The sequence below is a fragment of the Dermacoccus sp. NHGro5 genome, assembly GCF_017565385.1.
GTDB classification, from domain to species: domain Bacteria; phylum Actinomycetota; class Actinomycetes; order Actinomycetales; family Dermatophilaceae; genus Dermacoccus; species Dermacoccus nishinomiyaensis.
Genome location: NZ_JAGEKQ010000017.1, coordinates 14058 through 29554, shown reverse-complemented (window position 1 = coordinate 29554; position 15497 = coordinate 14058). Strand labels below are relative to the sequence as shown.

General features: G+C 69.3%; 17 protein-coding genes. 12 read left to right on the top strand and 5 right to left on the bottom strand.

Translation table 11 applies throughout. The annotated features are described in order from the left end of the window. Nucleotides 1-20: 20 nt before the first annotated feature. Nucleotides 21-629 (bottom strand): hypothetical protein, encoded by a 609-nt coding sequence (locus tag J4Z35_RS08425; protein ID WP_074040044.1) that lies wholly within the window; start codon nucleotides 627-629, stop codon nucleotides 21-23. A 197-nt stretch (nucleotides 630-826) separates the two neighbouring features. On the opposite strand from J4Z35_RS08425, the gene J4Z35_RS08420 reads away from it, so the two are divergent. After that, the gene (locus J4Z35_RS08420; protein WP_006944651.1) at nucleotides 827-1435 is read left to right on the top strand and encodes a hypothetical protein; all 609 of its coding nucleotides are present in this window, start codon (nucleotides 827-829) and stop codon (nucleotides 1433-1435) included. Nucleotides 1436-1537: 102 nt separating this feature from the next. On the opposite strand, the gene J4Z35_RS08415 is transcribed toward J4Z35_RS08420, so the two are convergent. Next, the gene (locus tag J4Z35_RS08415; protein WP_040014542.1) at nucleotides 1538-2149 is read right to left on the bottom strand and encodes a DedA family protein; all 612 of its coding nucleotides are present in this window, start codon (nucleotides 2147-2149) and stop codon (nucleotides 1538-1540) included. A gap of 201 nt (nucleotides 2150-2350) precedes the next feature. Here J4Z35_RS08415 and J4Z35_RS08410 point away from each other — a divergent pair, with 201 nt between their 5' ends. After that, the gene (locus J4Z35_RS08410; protein ID WP_074040135.1) at nucleotides 2351-3118 is read left to right on the top strand and encodes an SDR family oxidoreductase; all 768 of its coding nucleotides are present in this window, start codon (nucleotides 2351-2353) and stop codon (nucleotides 3116-3118) included. Between the two features lie 252 nt (nucleotides 3119-3370). Here J4Z35_RS08410 and J4Z35_RS08405 read toward each other — a convergent pair whose 3' ends face one another. Further along, nucleotides 3371-3838, bottom strand: a complete 468-nt coding sequence (locus tag J4Z35_RS08405) for a hypothetical protein (RefSeq protein WP_074040043.1) — start codon at nucleotides 3836-3838, stop codon at nucleotides 3371-3373. Between J4Z35_RS08405 and J4Z35_RS08400 the strand changes: the two genes are divergently transcribed. The 3 genes from J4Z35_RS08400 to J4Z35_RS08390 all read left to right on the top strand — a co-directional run bounded on the left by J4Z35_RS08400 (nucleotide 3837) and on the right by J4Z35_RS08390 (nucleotide 6350). Continuing rightward, nucleotides 3837-4322: a hypothetical protein gene (locus tag J4Z35_RS08400; RefSeq protein WP_074040042.1), complete on the top strand. Its 486-nt coding sequence runs from the start codon at nucleotides 3837-3839 to the stop codon at nucleotides 4320-4322. The genes J4Z35_RS08405 and J4Z35_RS08400 overlap by 2 nt on opposite strands. A 292-nt stretch (nucleotides 4323-4614) precedes the next feature. Then, nucleotides 4615-4842 (top strand): Rho termination factor N-terminal domain-containing protein, encoded by a 228-nt coding sequence (locus J4Z35_RS08395; protein ID WP_050786487.1) that lies wholly within the window; start codon nucleotides 4615-4617, stop codon nucleotides 4840-4842. 200 nt (nucleotides 4843-5042) lie between these two features. Further along, on the top strand, nucleotides 5043-6350 hold the full coding sequence (locus J4Z35_RS08390) for a cytochrome P450 (protein WP_074040041.1): 1308 nt from the start codon (nucleotides 5043-5045) through the stop codon (nucleotides 6348-6350). A 115-nt stretch (nucleotides 6351-6465) separates the two neighbouring features. Here the strand turns inward: J4Z35_RS08390 and J4Z35_RS08385 are convergent, their stop codons facing one another. Continuing rightward, on the bottom strand, nucleotides 6466-6981 hold the full coding sequence (locus tag J4Z35_RS08385) for a hypothetical protein (protein ID WP_074040039.1): 516 nt from the start codon (nucleotides 6979-6981) through the stop codon (nucleotides 6466-6468). A gap of 154 nt (nucleotides 6982-7135) precedes the next feature. Between J4Z35_RS08385 and J4Z35_RS08380 the strand changes: the two genes are divergently transcribed. From J4Z35_RS08380 to J4Z35_RS08365, 4 genes are all read left to right on the top strand, one after another. Continuing rightward, a complete protein-coding gene (locus J4Z35_RS08380; protein ID WP_006944653.1) occupies nucleotides 7136-8050 on the top strand; it encodes a DNA-formamidopyrimidine glycosylase family protein in 915 nt (304 codons plus the stop codon). 141 nt (nucleotides 8051-8191) lie between these two features. Beyond that, entirely contained in the window at nucleotides 8192-9097 is a 906-nt protein-coding gene (locus tag J4Z35_RS08375) for a glucose 1-dehydrogenase (protein ID WP_074040037.1), read from the top strand. A 187-nt stretch (nucleotides 9098-9284) separates the two neighbouring features. Beyond that, entirely contained in the window at nucleotides 9285-9950 is a 666-nt protein-coding gene (locus J4Z35_RS08370) for an exonuclease domain-containing protein (protein ID WP_208065503.1), read from the top strand. Nucleotides 9951-9963: 13 nt separating this feature from the next. Beyond that, the gene (locus J4Z35_RS08365; protein WP_062256663.1) at nucleotides 9964-10677 is read left to right on the top strand and encodes an NUDIX domain-containing protein; all 714 of its coding nucleotides are present in this window, start codon (nucleotides 9964-9966) and stop codon (nucleotides 10675-10677) included. Nucleotides 10678-10789: 112 nt separating this feature from the next. Here J4Z35_RS08365 and J4Z35_RS08360 read toward each other — a convergent pair whose 3' ends face one another. Next, nucleotides 10790-11248 carry a class I SAM-dependent methyltransferase gene (locus J4Z35_RS08360; RefSeq protein ID WP_208065502.1) on the bottom strand — a complete coding sequence of 153 codons (459 nt, stop codon included), beginning with the start codon at nucleotides 11246-11248 and terminating at the stop codon, nucleotides 10790-10792. A 329-nt stretch (nucleotides 11249-11577) separates the two neighbouring features. Here J4Z35_RS08360 and J4Z35_RS08355 point away from each other — a divergent pair, with 329 nt between their 5' ends. The 3 genes from J4Z35_RS08355 (at nucleotide 11578) to J4Z35_RS08345 (ending at nucleotide 15329) form a co-directional block, all read left to right on the top strand. After that, nucleotides 11578-12903: a glutaminase gene (locus J4Z35_RS08355; RefSeq protein ID WP_074045841.1), complete on the top strand. Its 1326-nt coding sequence runs from the start codon at nucleotides 11578-11580 to the stop codon at nucleotides 12901-12903. Between the two features lie 156 nt (nucleotides 12904-13059). Beyond that, nucleotides 13060-13548, top strand: coding sequence for a PH domain-containing protein (locus tag J4Z35_RS08350; protein WP_243754963.1), 489 nt, complete (start codon nucleotides 13060-13062; stop codon nucleotides 13546-13548). Nucleotides 13549-13550: 2 nt separating this feature from the next. Further along, nucleotides 13551-15329, top strand: a complete 1779-nt coding sequence (locus J4Z35_RS08345; RefSeq protein ID WP_208065501.1) for a PH domain-containing protein — start codon at nucleotides 13551-13553, stop codon at nucleotides 15327-15329. Nucleotides 15330-15497 lie beyond the last annotated feature (168 nt).

Genomic DNA, 15497 nt, shown 5'->3' with positions numbered 1-15497 from the left:
CAGCTTCGTGCACCTTCTGCTCAGGGCACCTCGACGAACGTCGTCACCGTCGTGACGGCGGGTCGGCGCGGCGTCGAGCTGAATCCGAAACCGGGCTCAGGCGTGACGTCCGCGAGCGCTCCGACGTCCTCGCCCGCCCACGTGCCGCGCACGGCCGTGACGGCGCGCAGATCCTGCGCGAGATAGAACTCGCGACGCCCGTTTCCGGCCGTCCCCGCCGTGCGAACCCCCGGCATGAGCACGCGCGCGAACGGGTCGATCGCGCGCGCCGTGCCCGGGTGAACGAGCGCCCCACGAATCGGCCACAGCGGCCACGCGAGCGCTAGGCGACGACCGAACGTCAGGCTCAGATCCAACTCACCGGCCATTATGTTCCAGGTGAAACCAGCGCCCGTGGCGCCGTCGATCGCGACGTCGACGACCGTCACGTCGTCGAATCGATAGGTCGCACAGACGTATTCGGCCACCTCCCCGTTCGGGGCGAGCAGCTCCCGTCGCCCGTCGGGGTGCGCCACCATGACGTCCGCGAACGATCCCAACGGCGAGCGCGACCACCGTCCGACGACGAAACGTCGACCCGACGTCGTCCCCACGCCGGCGATGTGCCCGTCGAACCTGTCGCGTCTCATGCGTCCACCATCACTCATGCCCCCATCGTCCCTGTTCCGCCGCGCCACGTCACCCACCCCGACGTCGGGCACCCGCGATGTCGACGAAACGCCCAGGCAAGCGTGGGTGATCTCACGATGCTGCTGGTCGCAGCCCCCCAGCGCGCCGGGGGATAATTCGAGGCACCCCCACCGACGAAACCGACGAAAGAGGCTTGATGTCGACGTCCCCCGCACCACGAGGTACCTACCGCGCGGAGGACGGCACGCCCGTCGAGTTCGCCGACGCCCTGAAGGTCTGGACGCGCATCGCCTACGAGCGGCTGCAGCAGGTCGCGACGCACTACAACGGCCTCATCACCTACAAGGAGCTCGCACAGCACGTGCAGCGCGAATCGGGCATCCACACCTCGTCGACGCCGGCGAACATGGTCGGCAAGATCCTCGAACTGTGCGCCGTGCAGGCCGCCACCGCCGGCGACCCGCCCCTGACGTCGCTGTGCCTCAAGACCGACGGCACCGTCGGCACCGCCTACTGGCGCACGCCCATCGCCGAGGGCCTGACGATGCCAGAACTCGTCGGCGAACCCGACGTCGAAGCGGACGCCGCCGAACACCGCCTCATGTGCTACCGCGCCTACGCCACCGACCTGCCCGAGAGCGGCGGCGTCGCACGCATCCCCGAACAGGTCATCGTGCGCCGCGAACGCGCCGACCGCGCCGCCGAACGCACCCGCGCCGCCAAGCGCGAGGACGAACCGCAGCCCGTCTGCCCGTCATGCTTCACCCAGCTGCCCGCCAGCGGCGTGTGCTGGCAGTGCGACTGAACCGCCACCAGGACGTGTGAACGCCCCGTCGACGGATGCTGTCGGCGGGGCGTCGTCCGTCCGCCCGGGGCTGCGCGCGCCTCGGACTCAGACGTGTGTGAGTCAGGCGTGCTCGTTCTGGCGCTTACCGCGGAAGTGCCTGACGACGAAGAAGGCGATGATGCCGACGAGCAGGGCGATGCCGATCCAGTTCGCGTAACGCTCGACCGACTTGTACTGGCTGCCGGCGATGTAGCCGATGAGGACGAACGCCGTCGCCCAGATCGACCCGCCGAGCGCGTTCCAGAACACGAATTTCACGTACGGCAACCCGCTCATGCCCGCGGCACCGGGGATGAGGGCGCGCAGCGCGGCGGTGAAACGCCCGAAGAACACCGATTTGCCGCCGTGACGGCGCAGCGCGTCCTTCGCGTTCTCCATCTTGCGCTTGTCGAGCAGGCGGTCGGGCAGCTTGCTCAGGATCTGCTCACCCCAACGCTTGCCGACCTCGTAGCCGATCGAGTCGCCGATGACGGCCCCCGCGATCGACGCCACGAGCACCGCCCACACGGGTAACTTCCCCTGATTCGCGACGACCCCCGCGAGCACGACGCCGATCTCACCCGGCACGACCACACCGACGAACGCCGACGCCTCGAGCGCAGGAAAGAGGAACGCGCACACGAGGACGAGCCACGGCGGCAGGTTGAGGATGAACTCGAAGATGCTCGACACGAGGGCACAGCGTACGGCTCCGCACTGCAAGCCGCCCGCGAGCGCCGCGCTGCCGCATCGGCCACGCATCGTCCGCGCGGCGACGTCGCACCCCGCGCCCACCCCGCCATCCGCGCCGCAGTTGCACGCGAACACCGTTGCGCGACAGGCTGGAAACAACCAGGTGGCATCAGCCACGACCCCGCGCGAAGGAGCATGGTCATGACAGCGAACACGTACGACGTCAAGGGCAAGGTCGTCATCGTGACGGGCGCCGGCACCGGCATCGGCGCCGCCATCACCGATGCGTTCCTCGACAACGGCGCCACCGTCGTCGTCGCCGGGCGCCGCAAGGAGAAGCTCGACGAGGTCATCGCCGGGCGCGACAACGCCCTCGCCGTGCAGACCGACGTGTCGAAGCACGACGCCGTCGCCGCCCTCGTCAAGACGGCCGTCGACACGTATGGCCACCTCGACGTCGTCATCAACAACGCCGGCCAGCACGTCGGCGGTGACGTCACCGAGACGAGCGACGAAGACTTCGCCGCCGCCTACGGCACCAACGTCGACGGCTTCTTCTACATGCTCAAGGAAGCGCTGCCCGAACTGGCGAAGACGAGCGGCTCGATCACCGTCGTCACGAGCGTCAGCGGCATCGGCGGCGACTGGGGCCAGCCCGTCTACAACTCGACGAAGTACGCGCTCAGCGGTCTCATCCAGAGCGCCGCCCTCGACTGGGGCGCCAAGGGCGTGCGCATCAACGGCATCGCGCCCGCCTTCACCAAGACGCCGATGACGGCGGACATGGCCGGCAGCGACGACGACCTGCAGCCCTTCGTCGACCGCCTCGCGCTCGGCCGCGTCGGTGTGCCCGAGGATCTCGCCGGCATCGCGCTGTTCCTGTCGACCAAGGACGCTCAGTACATCACCGGCCAGATCATCCCCGTCGACGGCGGCACGACCGCTTCCAACGGCCAGCCGCGCCGCTGACGCATCGGCGGCTCTCCTCGAGCGAATGACGGGGAGAGCCGCTGCGGTTCACGGCTCTTCGCTTGCTTGCGTGGTTGGTCTCGGCAGCTCGTCGGCTCGTCGACGCCGGGTTCGTCGGCGTTGGTGACGACCGCGTGTGGGTACTCGTCGGAGCGCATGCCGCGCCTTCTCGAGGCGAGCCAGCACGAACGTCGCGTGAACCTTGGGTACTGCACACGCCGAACCACCACGCGGCGCCCACGTGTGATGTGCTCATGGTGAACCCACAGGCAGCACGCTGACCCCGGGAGACACCATGGCCCGTACTCGCTCACTCACCCTCGCGTCGTTCGGTGCGCTGACGCTCGCCCTGGCGGCATGCGGCGGCTCCGGCGACACGACCGCCGACTCCACCCCACCCAGCGCGACGAGCACCTCGCCCTCACCGAGTTCCTCGACGTCAGCCTCCTCGACGACCTCGACGTCGACGCCGGCTGCTGCTACGTCGACATCGTCGTCCGCCACGTCGGCGTCCTCACCAGCTACCAGCGCGAGCGCGTCGTCAGGTCCCTCGGAACCGTCCGCGACGTCGCCCTCCCCGGCCGGTTCTTCGTCACGAGCATCGAACACCGCGCGATCGTCGGCCCCGGCCACCGTCGCTGGTGCCCCCACCGTCAGCACGACCGTCTGGCCCGACGCATCGTGGAACGTGCCGACCCTCGACAACGACGGCTGCAGCATGGGCTTCGATTCGTCCTCACCCAGCGCCGATGTGAGCCCCTACTCCAAGACCGGCAAGTCCTTCACGTGCGGGGCGATCGCCGCCGGTCTCATCGCGTGCCAGAAGGAGAAGTCGACCGGAAACGTGTTGTGCCTGCAGAGCCTCGAACAGAGGATGGCGGTTCGGTTCCCGTCGAACGTGTCGAAGATCCGGCCGCGTGACCCCGGCGAGCAGCCGACTCCCCTGCAGGTGAAGCTCGCCAACGGGGCGACGTGTTCTGCTGCGTCGCACGACCAGACGACGCACTACCAAGACCGTCGCAGCTGGCTTTACTGCGACAGCGCCGGCGACGCAGTGCTGTTGCTGCCCAAGGATTTCGACCCTACGAAGGGTGCTGGGCAGAAATACTTCGACAAGACCAACGCGACGTGGACGGCTCAGTACAGCGTCAACAACATGGCCCCGAAGACGGTGGCCGTGACGAATGTCGTCTACGCACCGTGACCGCGGTGCGACGTCATGGGCGGTGCTGACGCGCGCCGACCGCGGCGCCCGCGCTGCCCGGCAAGCACCGGCAGAAGACCGACGAAGAAGGCGCGCACGAGGGCGTTGATTCCAATTTGCGTGGGCCCATGAGATCACTGGATCCCACCTCGCAGGGTGAGTAGAACTACTCACGGCCGAGGGATGATCTAGACGTCTGCATCACGCGCATGGAAGGACAAGTGACGTGGCGAAGAACCAGGACAAACGTGGCTCGAACGACGACCCGGGCCCGTCGGTCAAGGACGACGAGATGTACGAGGCGCTGCGGCGCGAGGGCAACAGCAAGGAGAAGTCGGCCCGCATCGCCAACGCGGCCGCGAACTCGTCACGCAGCGCCGTTGGTCGCAAGGGCGGCGAGCACGGCAGCTACGACGACTGGACCGTCGACGAACTGCGTGAGCGCGCCCGCGAACTCGAGGTCGAGGGCCGCAGCACGATGACGAAGGACGAACTCATCGAGGCCCTGCGCGACGGGTGACGCCCGGCGCTCAGACGGCGGTTTCGACTGGACGCCCACCGTCTCGACTGCCTCTCGGCGGATCGCCCACCTCGGCGCGCCGTTCGGGCAGCCGAGCGCGAGACCTCGCTCTCACATGTCATGAGGCACTCAGCGGGCGTTCTGGCGGCGTGCCTAGGCTGGGGACAAATCCGTTGTTCTCCAAGCGAATCGGGGTCAGCATGAGCACCATCACGACGAAGATCGCCGACACGCTGGGCAAGCTGCCGGATCAGACGGCCGCCTTCCTCGCGGACGGTTACCTGTTCCAGAGCCGCGTCCGCGAGGCGCGCGGGCGCGACGCCGGCGACGGGCGTCCGCTCGGTCTGCGCATGCTCGGCAAACCAGCCCTCCTCGTGCGCGGGCGCGAAGGCGTCGAGCTGTTCTACGACACGACCCGCATGAAGCGTGACGGCGCGATGCCGCTGCCCATCCGCGGCCCTCTGTTCGGCAAGGGCGCCGTCCACGGCCTCGACGACGACGAGCACCGTCACCGCAAGGCCATGTTCGTGCGCATCGCGTACGACGACGCTCAGGTGCGCCGTCTCATGCCGTACCTCGAGGACGAGATGCGCAAGACGCTGGAGCGCTGGGTCGAGGCACCCGGCACGGTGTACGACGGCAGCGTCATCACATACGGACGGGCCGCGCTGCGCTGGGCCGGCATCCCCGGTGACGACGCCGAGCTCGACGTCTGGGCCGAGCGCCTCGGCCAGATCGTCGACGGGTTCGGCAAGAAGAGCCCCGCCCACGTCGAGGCGTGGCTCAACCGCCGCCGCTGCGACGCGTGGGCCGCCGACCTCGTCGCGCGCACGCGTCGCGGTGAGATCACGCCCGCCGAGGGCACCGCGCTCGCTGAGGTCGCCAAGCAGACCCACCTCGACGGCTCCCTGCTCGACGAGCACACGGCCGGAGTCGAACTGCAGAACGCCACTCGACCGACGATTGCGGTCGCGCGTTTCGCCGCCTTCGCGGCGCGTGCGCTCGTCGAGCATCCCGAGTACCGCGAGCGCATCGCGGGCGAGGTGGTTTCACGTGGAACGTTGCTCGGGAATCCGACGGCCGTCGCGTTCGCGCAGGAGGTGCGTCGCACGTCGCCGTTCGTCCCGATGCTGCCGGCGTTCGCGCGCGACACGTTCGAATGGGGCGGGCAGAAGATCCGCAAGGGCCAGCGCGTGCTCATCGACGTGCTCGGCACGAACACCGACCCCAGCGGCTGGGAGCGCGCAGACAGCTTCGAGCCGGAGCGCTTCCTCGGGATCGAGGACGCCGAGCAGATCGAGAACTTCATCCCGCAGGGCGGCGGTGACGTCGCGACCGGGCACCGCTGCCCCGGCGAGAAGATCGCCGTGACGGCACTGTCGGTGACGATCTCCGGTCTGTGCACGCCCGGTGTCGAGATCGACCCCAAGGGTCTCGACTTTTCCTGGACGCAGCTGCCCACGATGCCGGGCAACGGCGCCCGGGTGCGCGTCACCCGTCAGGCCTGACAGGACGAGCAGATCCTCCGAATCGGACGCCGGGCCGGGCCGCCGCAGCGCGACTCGGCGCGGCGTTCGGCGTCTTGCCGACGGTGGGGGTTTCGCCGACGCCGGGCGGCAGCCGTCAGCCCCTGGCCGGCTGCGGTGCGCCGGGGTAACGCCAGTTGAAGACGACGTTGCCGGAGCCGTCGACGCACTTCGCCGGCGCGGCACCCTGCATCACCATGATGTCCGGATTGTGCGAGCACGTGTAGGCGTCGACGCGCGCCTCGCTGCCCTTGGCTGACGCGGGCGTCGCCTCGTACTTCTGCATGGCCGAGCGCGCTTCGACACACGTCACGCCGTGCCGGTCATAGATACGTGAGGACCCCGCGTAGCAGTCCGTGGCGTCGGGCCTCGACATCTTCTCCGGCGGCAACGAGGAGGCGGAGCCGCCCAGGTCGATCGAGGCGCGGCCGATGGGCTTGTCGGCCGAACCGGATGCGGCCGACGGCGCCGACCCGCTCGGCGTCGCGTCGGCGGCGTCACTCTTCGCCGAATCGGTGGCCTTCGACACGGCGTCCTCGACGGCGCCGCACCCGGTCAGCGTGACGGTGAGCGCCGCGGCCAGCGCGACGCCTCCCCTGCGCATGTGGTTCATTTTTCTTTCCCTCCCCGTGGCTTGATCGGGAGATATCGTCGCAAAGACTGGCGTACACGGCCAATGTCGCCGTCGGCGTTTCCCCTGCGTTTCACGTGAAACATCGCTCATACTTCGCTGAGAACGCCGTGCCACGACGACCGAAGGAGGCCCCGTGCCTGAGGGCGACACCGTCATGTGGGCTGCGGCGCGCCTCAACCGCGCCCTGCTCGGGCAACGCCTGACGCGCACCGATCTGCGCACGCCGCGGCTCGCGACGGTTGATCTCTCGGGGCGCGAGTGCCTGCCCGTCGTCACGCACGGCAAGCACATGCTGCATCGGCTCGAGGGTGGCGTGACGATCCACTCCCACTTCAAGATGGAGGGCCGCTGGAGCCTGCTGCCAGCCCCGTCGACCCTCCAGGGACGCGCCGCTGCCGGCGCCGAGGCCGACGTCCGACGCGCCGTCACCGCCCACACGACGCGGGCGCTGCTCTACACCCCGCGGACGCTCGCCGTCGGCTCGAAGCTCGGGGTGCTCGACGTCCTCGAGACCGCGCGCGAGTGCGACGTCGTCGGGCACCTCGGGCCCGATCTGCTCGCCGATGACTGGGACGGCGGCGGGCGCGGGCGGGCGCTGGACAACCTGCGCGCACAGCCCGAACGCCCGGTCGGTGAGGCGTTGCTCGACCAGCGGCTCGTCGCCGGTCTCGGCACGTTCTGGATCAGCGAGATGCTGTGGGTGCACCGCATCCTGCCGTGGACGCAACTCGCCGCGATGCCGGACGGGGTGCTCGAGGCGGTGCTCGACGACGCGCGACGCCTCATGCTCGTCAGCGGACGCACGGGGGTGCAATCGTCGACGGGTGACGCCCGCGCGGGGCAGGACCGCTACGTCCACGCCCGGTCGGGGATGGCGTGCCTGCGCTGCAACGACACGATCCGCGTCGCGATGGCCGGCGACCCCGGGCGCGAGCGGACCCTGTTCAGCTGCCCGACGTGCCAGGGCGGTCTGGCACCGAACGACGACGGCCGGCCACAGGGCGTGCTGCGCGAGCGCAAGAAGACGGGCAAACGCTACAAGGGATGACGGTGCAACGTGGGGGTGCGGCATCCACCCTCACGGGTCATTGCCGACGGTGCTCGCGCGCGGGTAGCGTCCTGAACAAGCCAGTGCTGCACCACTGTTCGCCACATTTTCCGGATCGCCCGACGTGCCAGGAGGCCCGCGATGACCGACAAGAAAACCGATCAGTACACGTTCACCAACCCCGTCACGCAGTACCCCTCGGACAACTTTCCCAAGCAGGAGCTGACGTGGCCCGGGCTCGACGCGAAGCTGACGCCGAAGGCCGATCACGGCGAGGACACCTACCGCGGCACCGGCCGTCTCCAGGGGCGCAAGGCCCTCGTCACGGGGGCAGACTCCGGCATCGGGCGCGCCGTCGCCATCGCCTATGCGCGTGAGGGCGCCGACGTCGCGCTCAGCTACCACCCGCGCGAGGAGAAGGACGCCGCCGAGGTCGCGAAGCTCGTCGAGGACGCCGGGCGTCAGGCCCACCTGCTGCCGGGCGACATCAGCGAGGAGGCGACCGCGCGTCAACTCGTGCGTGACGCCGTCGACAAGCTCGGTGGGCTCGACATCCTCGTCAACAATGCCGGCTTCCAGCAGGCGCAGGCCGACATCGCCGACATCACGAGCGAGCAGTTCGACCAGACGCTCAAGACGAACGTCTACGCAATGTTCTGGATCACTCAGGAGGCGCTGCCGCACATGCCGGCCGGCTCCACCATCATCAACACGACCTCGATCCAGGCCTACGGCCCGAGCGAGCACCTGCTCGACTACGCGACGACGAAGGCCGCGATCAACACGTTCAGCAAGGCTCTGGCTGCGCAGCAGGGGCCGAAGGGCATCCGCGTCAACGCCGTCGCACCGGGTCCGTTCTGGACGCCGCTGCAGGTCTCCGGCGGGCAGTTCCAGGAGAACATCCCCGAGTTCGGCCAGAACACGCCGCTCGGGCGCGCAGGCCAGCCCGCCGAGCTCGCCGGTGCGTACGTATACCTCGCAAGCGCCGAGTCGGGATACGTCTCCGGCGAGACGCTCAACGTCAACGGGGGCATGGTCAGCCCGTGACCGCGGCGGCCCTTCTCTGAGCTCGTTCGTCGCGGCGCCCCCTCACGTCAGGGGGCGCCGCGATGGCGTGAGAACCGCGTCGTTCCGGGGTTGTCGGTGCTCACTCCTACCGTGAAGTCATCGCCGCAGGAGACGGCGACGCGCCGCTCACGAGGTGGCGCGCGACCAGCAACGGGAAGTGGCTCACATGCCTGCACCGAGCGTTGTCCCCCCGCCCGCGCGGCGCGGTTTCGCCGTCGTCGACGTGGAGACGAGCGGTCTCGACCCGCTGCGGCACCGCGTCATCGAGGTGGCGGTGACGCAGCTGACGCCGTCAGGAGGCCTGGAGCGCGAGTGGAGTTCGCTCGTGCGAGCCCGCGGGGGCACCGGGCCCGTGCACATCCACGGGTTGAGCGATGACGACGTGCGCGACGCACCCGGTTTCGCCGACCTCGTCGACGAACTGAGCGAACTGCTCGATGGGCGCATCCTCGTCGCCCACAACGCGGCGTTCGACTGGGCGTTTCTCGCTGCGGAGGCGCGCCGCGCCGGGCGTGAGCTGCCCGTCAGCGAACGCCTGTGCACGTGGCATCTCGCGCGGGGGCTCGAGCTGCCGACCGACAACCTGCGTCTCGGCACGCTCGCCGAGTACTGGAGCATCCCCGTCGAGAACGCGCATCGCGCCGGTGACGACGTGCGCATGCTCGTCGAGGTGCTGCGACGCTGTCTCGACGAGGCGGGGCGCCGCGCTGCGCCGCTGCCGCTCGAGGAGTGCGCCGCGCTGCCGCGATGGTGGCGCACGCAGATCCGGTGGCAGCGGTTGCGTCGGCGGCTGCGAAAACGGCGGGCCGGGCGGCGTCGATCGTCGCGCTGACTAGACTCGGGGCATGTCTGACGCTGATCGCGAGGTCGCCCTCGTCGCCTCCGACATGGTGGTGCTCACCCTGCGCGACGACGAACTGCACGTCGCGCTCATCCGGCGGGCCGCCGCGACGGAGCGAGGCAAGTGGGCGCTGCCGGGCGGTTTCATGCGTCGCGGCGAGTCGGCGGAGCAGGCCGCCTATCGCGAGCTGCGTGAAGAGGTCGGCATCGCGGAGCGCGACGTCGTGCTCGAGCAGTTGCGCACGTACACCGAGGTCGAGCGCGACCCGCGGCCGGAACGCGTCATCGGCGTCGCGTGGACGGTGTTCGGCGCGCGCCTTCCCGACCTCGAAGCGGCGTCCGACGCGCTCGAAGCGGTGTGGGTACCGGTCGACGAAGCGCTCGGGATGCCGCTCGCGTTCGACCACCAGCGTATCCTCGCCGACGGCGTCGAACGCGCCCGCTCCAAACTCGAATACACCTCTGTCGCAACGGCTTTCCTCGACGACGAGTTCACGATGTCGCAGCTTCGCCATGTCTACCAAGCCGTGTGGGGCGGCTCGCTCGAACCTGCGAACTTCCACCGCAAGGTGTTGAGCGTCGACGGGTTCGTCGAGGAGACGGGCGACAGCCGCGTCGGGCGCGGGCGCCCCGCCAAGCTCTACCGCCGCGGCAGCGCCCAGACGATCTACCCGCCACTGACCCGCGCGTCGGTGCGCGAGGCGCGGGCGCGCAGCTGATCATGCGCCCGGCGCGGGGCGCAGCTGATCAGTCGCTACGACGCGCGACGAGAACGATGTCGGCCTGGTGGTGGGCACCGGCACCCTCGGTGACGTGGCGCTCCGACTCGAACTACTCGATCTGCCACCCCTGACCGAGGCGGCCGATCACGTCGGCGATCGTGACGTAGGAGTCCGGGTCGAAGCCGTGCTCGAGCGCGCGATCGCGATCGACGTGTGCGTGGGCCACGACGATCAATGCGCCACGGGGGCGGACGAGGTCGCGAAGCGAGCGCTCGATCGACTGATCTTCGGTGCGCAGTAGAGCGGGATAGAAAACACTGACGAGATCGAGACCTTCGGGCGCCAAGGTCGCGTCGAGCAGCCCCGCGCACACCCACGTAATACGGGAGGCGACGTCATCTCCGCTTACTTCGGCTGCCGCGCGCCCCCGTTCCAGCGCGGGTGCTGCAACGTCGAGGGCCGTCACCTGCCACCCTTGCTCAGCGAGGTGGATGGCGTCAGCGCCCTCACCGCAGCCGACGTCGAGCGCTCGACCCGGGGATAAGTCGGCCAGCTGCTCCGTCAGCACCGCGACGAGCGCGTCGTTCGGGTTGCCTCTCCAGACCTGCTCGCCCTTCTAGACGTCGTGCCAGTTCATGTCATGCCCAGCAGGGCCGCTCGTCGCCGCGTCCGGCGTCGTTTCAGAGTGCATGTCACCATGCTCGCCGCCACTGCGTGATCGGTGATCGGACAATCTCTACGCGTCTATAAAATGCGCTAGCCACCCTGAGACAACGCCCGCACCGCATGGCCGATGCCTCCCGACGACCTCCGTGCGTGCAAATGGACCCGCGTGCATTTGCACGCACGGAGCAACCGATTCGTCCGCGACAAGACGCAGGTCGTACGGTTTTCTCGATGATCTCGCTGATTCCTGACTACCTCGCGGCGACGCTCGAGGCCTGCCCGCCCGACGCCCATGCCCGGAATGCCGACTACATTCCGGAACTGGCCCGCGTCGACTCGTCACTGTTCGCCCTCGCAATCGCCACCGTCGACGGCATGATCTACAGCGCCGGTGACGCCGAGGCGGAGTTCACCATTCAGTCGGTCAGCAAACCGTTCGTCTACGCGATGGCGATCGAGGATCGCGGCCTCGACGAGGTGCAGCGTCGCATCGGCGTCGAACCGAGCGGTGAGGCGTTCAACGAGATCAGCCTCGAGGCGGGCAGCAAGCGCCCTCTCAACCCCATGATCAACGCCGGCGCCATCACGGCGCACTCTCTCGTCGCCTCCCCCGATGACGACGAGTCGGCGCGCGTGCGACGCATCGTCGCCGGTCTGTCGGCCTTCGCCGGGCGCGAGCTGAGCATCGACAGGACCGTCGCCGAATCGGAATGGCACGACGCGCACCGCAACCTCGCCATCGGGCACATGCTGCGCAGCTACGACATGCTGACGGACGACCCGGACGTCGTCGTCCACGGCTACGTCGAGCAGTGCGCCGTGCGCGTGACGACGCGTGACCTCGCCGTCATGGCGACGACGCTCGCCAACGGCGGCCTCCACCCGGTGACCGGTGAGCAGGTCGTCAGCTCGCGCACGGCCCGCCAGGTGCTGTCGGTCATGCTGAGCTGCGGCATGTACAACGCCGCCGGTGACTGGCTGACGGCCGTCGGCATCCCCGCCAAGAGCGGCGTCGGGGGCGGCATCATCGGCGCGCTGCCCGGGCAGGTGGGGCTCGCGACGTTCTCGCCGCCGCTCGACGAGCACGGCCACTCGGCCCGAGGGGTGCAGGTCTTCGAGCGACTCAGCGAAGACATGGACATGCACCTCATGGACGTCCCGCCGCCCGCCCGCTCGGTCGTCCGACACTCCCACGTCGTTCCGCTCGGGCGAGGTTCGCGCGGCGTCGACGCGCACGTCTACGACCTGCAGGGCGACATCCGGTTCGCCGGCGCGGAGCGCGTCGTCCGGCTCATCAGCGACGAGCCGCCGACGACGAAGACCGTCGTGTTCGACCTCGTCGACGTCCACGCGCTCGACGAGACCGCGGCCCGCATGATCCTCGAGACGGTGCGGCGCCTCGCGGCTGACGGGCATGAGGTCTGGTTCGCCGGCCTCGATGACGCACCCCTCACCCATGGGCGGCTCGACGACGAAGGGTTCGACCTCGGGCGCGGGGTGCACGTGCGCATGGGCAGCGACCTCGACGATGTCGCCGAACAGATCATGAGGGCCTGAACCTCGCCGTTTCACGTGAAACAGGCACGAGGCTGTCGAGCGCTCGTCGTTCGAGGCTGTGCGCGTGTTTGGTGAGGTTCTTGGTAGACCCGACAACTCCCGGCCGCGTGCATGCCGCTGCCGGGCCGTCGCGCCGTCAGACCTAGGGTGGGACGCATGTCCGAACGCGATGCACGGCCCTTGCCACCAGGCCTCACCCCGGTGAGCCCTCGGCTGACGTCGGCGCGCCTGCTGACGCTCGCCGTCGCGGCGGTCGTCGCCGGTGCCGGCGTCGCGGCCACGATGTTCTTCGCGCCACGCTGGGTGACGGTTGCCCTCGCCGTCGCGCTGATCGTCGCCGTCGTGTGGGTGGGCCTCGTCATCGCGCGTCAGGTCAGGCACATCGGGTACGCCACGCGCGACGACGACCTGCTCATCGTCAGGGGCGTCATGTTCCGTACGACGACGGTCGTGCCGTACGGGCGCATCCAGTACGTCGAGGTCTCGAGTGGACCGATCGCGCGGATGTTCGATCTTGCCACGCTCGAACTGCACACCGCGTCCGCGTCTTCCGACGCCACCATCCCCGGCATGCCACGCCACGACGCGGAGGCACTGCGCGATCGTCTCGCCGCGCTCGGCGAAGCGCACCTCGCGGGGCTGTGACGATGGCCGACACCCACACGCCCGACGACTCGGCCGCCACCCCCGGGCCGCCCGACGACACGCTCGCCGACGGAGCATGGCATCGCGTTCACCCGTTGACGCCAGTCATGAAGAGCGGCGCGTTTCTGCTCGTCGTCCTCGGTATCGGCATCTCCCGCGCCGAGGACATGCTGAAGGGAGCTCTCAACGGCGCGGCCGGTGGCTCCTCGTCGTCGAGCAATGCCGAGACATACGCGGCGAGCCGCTGGCTCGTCGCGCTCGCCATTCTCGTGGGCGTGCTTGCCGTGCTGCTGCTCGCCAACTGGATCATGTGGCGCAAGAACGAGTTTCGCGTCGACGCCGACAGCCTGCAGGTGCGCAAGGGCGTCGTCGGCAAGGCGCACCGCAAGGCGCGTCTCGATCGCGTGCAGGCCATCGACCTCACCCAGCCGCTACTTCCCCGACTGCTCGGGCTCGCCCAGCTCAAGTTCGACGTCGCCGGCGGCAGCGATTCCAACCTGACGATCGAGTACCTGCGGCGCGCCAACGCCGAGAAGCTACGCGCCACGATGCTCGAACGGGTGCGAGTTTCACGTGAAACCTCCCACGAGAGCGACGGTGCGTCCCGGACATCCACCAGCCTCGGCGCTGGCGGCCAAGAGGCTGCCACCAACCCCGGCGATGCACCCGAGGTCGAGGCGCATACCACCCGCCAGGCCGCGCGCGTCCGGGAGGACGCCGCCACGGCGAGGGCATCGCGGCCCGGTGCATCGTTGGGTAGTCGACTCGTTCACGGTGTCATCCCGGGCGTCGTCGACGACCTGAGTGGCACGCTCACCGAAGCCCTCGCGCCGTATCGCGTACGAGTCGCAGCGGACGCGGAGGGCGCCATCGTCAGGGTGCCCCCGCACCGCGTCTTCACCGCCCAGGCGCTGACGGGTGGTGCGCTCGTCGCGGAGGCGGGTTTCGTCGTCCTGCTCGTCCTGTTCGGTGTCGGCGTCAGTACGGGGCACGCGTCGGAGGCGTTCTCGATCGCGCTGACGGTGCTGTTCGTCATGTTCGGCGCGGTGAATGCGGCCGTCCGCGCGTTCCTGCGCGACTCGAACTTCTCCGTGGCGCTCACGTCCGACGGGATCGTCGTCACGCACGGCCTCACCTCGACGACGCGTCGCGTCATTCCGGTCGACCGCATCCAGGCCGTCGAACTCACACAACCCGTGCTGTGGCGCCGGTTCGGGTGGTGGCGCGTGCGGATGAACCTCGCGAGTTCCTCCGCCCTCGGTGACGACGCCGACGCCATCCTGCTGCCGGTCGGATCCGTCGATGACGCAATGATGCTCATGGAGCTCGTCCTGCCGGAGCCGGGCACGCCGCCGGACGTGACCGGTCGCGACCTCATGCTCGAGGCGATGATGGCGGAGCGCACGACATCGACATCAGCCGCCGCAGCGATGTTCACCGGGCCCGGCCGGCGAGCGCGGCTGCTCGATCCGTTGTCGTCGCGGCGCGAGGCGTGGGCGCGCACGGCGACGATGACCGTCATCCGCGAGGGCCGCATGAAGCGCCGAGTCGTCTGCGTGCCACATGCGCGGGTGCAGTCGATGGCGCTCGCGCAGGGTCCTCTGCAGCGGTGGCTGGGCTTGGGCACCGTCGAGTTGCATTCGACGAGTGGGCCGACTCGCCCGCGGCTCGTGCATCAGGACGCCGAGGTCGCGCAGCGTTTTCTCTTCGATCACGCCGAGGTGACGCAGCGTGCGCGCGCGGCGCTCGACGCCCCCGACCCGCAGCGGGTCGGCGTCTGACGAGACTGCCCCGCCGGATGCGTCCGGCGGGGCAGTTGTCTCGGGCGAGCGTCGGGTGCGATCAACGATGATCAGGCGTTCTTGCGTAGGCGGTAGACGAGGGTAGATCCGCCGAGAGCGAGCGCGGCCCCTCCGACTGACGAGGCCGCGATGCTGGTCGTGTGGTCG

What these genes read in the sequence shown, in the direction of transcription:
- J4Z35_RS08425 (WP_074040044.1), bottom strand. Translation starts at nt 629, where the DNA reads ATGAGACGCGACAGGTTCGACGGGCACATCGCCGGCGTGGGGACGACG.
- J4Z35_RS08420 (WP_006944651.1), top strand. Translation starts at nt 827, where the DNA reads ATGTCGACGTCCCCCGCACCACGAGGTACCTACCGCGCGGAGGACGGC.
- J4Z35_RS08410 (WP_074040135.1), top strand. Translation starts at nt 2,351, where the DNA reads ATGACAGCGAACACGTACGACGTCAAGGGCAAGGTCGTCATCGTGACG.
- J4Z35_RS08400 (WP_074040042.1), top strand. Translation starts at nt 3,837, where the DNA reads ATGGGCTTCGATTCGTCCTCACCCAGCGCCGATGTGAGCCCCTACTCC.
- J4Z35_RS08405 (WP_074040043.1), bottom strand. Translation starts at nt 3,838, where the DNA reads ATGCTGCAGCCGTCGTTGTCGAGGGTCGGCACGTTCCACGATGCGTCG.
- J4Z35_RS08395 (WP_050786487.1), top strand. Translation starts at nt 4,615, where the DNA reads ATGTACGAGGCGCTGCGGCGCGAGGGCAACAGCAAGGAGAAGTCGGCC.
- J4Z35_RS08390 (WP_074040041.1), top strand. Translation starts at nt 5,043, where the DNA reads ATGAGCACCATCACGACGAAGATCGCCGACACGCTGGGCAAGCTGCCG.
- J4Z35_RS08385 (WP_074040039.1), bottom strand. Translation starts at nt 6,981, where the DNA reads ATGAACCACATGCGCAGGGGAGGCGTCGCGCTGGCCGCGGCGCTCACC.
- J4Z35_RS08375 (WP_074040037.1), top strand. Translation starts at nt 8,192, where the DNA reads ATGACCGACAAGAAAACCGATCAGTACACGTTCACCAACCCCGTCACG.
- J4Z35_RS08370 (WP_208065503.1), top strand. Translation starts at nt 9,285, where the DNA reads ATGCCTGCACCGAGCGTTGTCCCCCCGCCCGCGCGGCGCGGTTTCGCC.
- J4Z35_RS08365 (WP_062256663.1), top strand. Translation starts at nt 9,964, where the DNA reads ATGTCTGACGCTGATCGCGAGGTCGCCCTCGTCGCCTCCGACATGGTG.
- J4Z35_RS08355 (WP_074045841.1), top strand. Translation starts at nt 11,578, where the DNA reads ATGATCTCGCTGATTCCTGACTACCTCGCGGCGACGCTCGAGGCCTGC.
- J4Z35_RS08350 (WP_243754963.1), top strand. Translation starts at nt 13,060, where the DNA reads ATGTCCGAACGCGATGCACGGCCCTTGCCACCAGGCCTCACCCCGGTG.
- J4Z35_RS08345 (WP_208065501.1), top strand. Translation starts at nt 13,551, where the DNA reads ATGGCCGACACCCACACGCCCGACGACTCGGCCGCCACCCCCGGGCCG.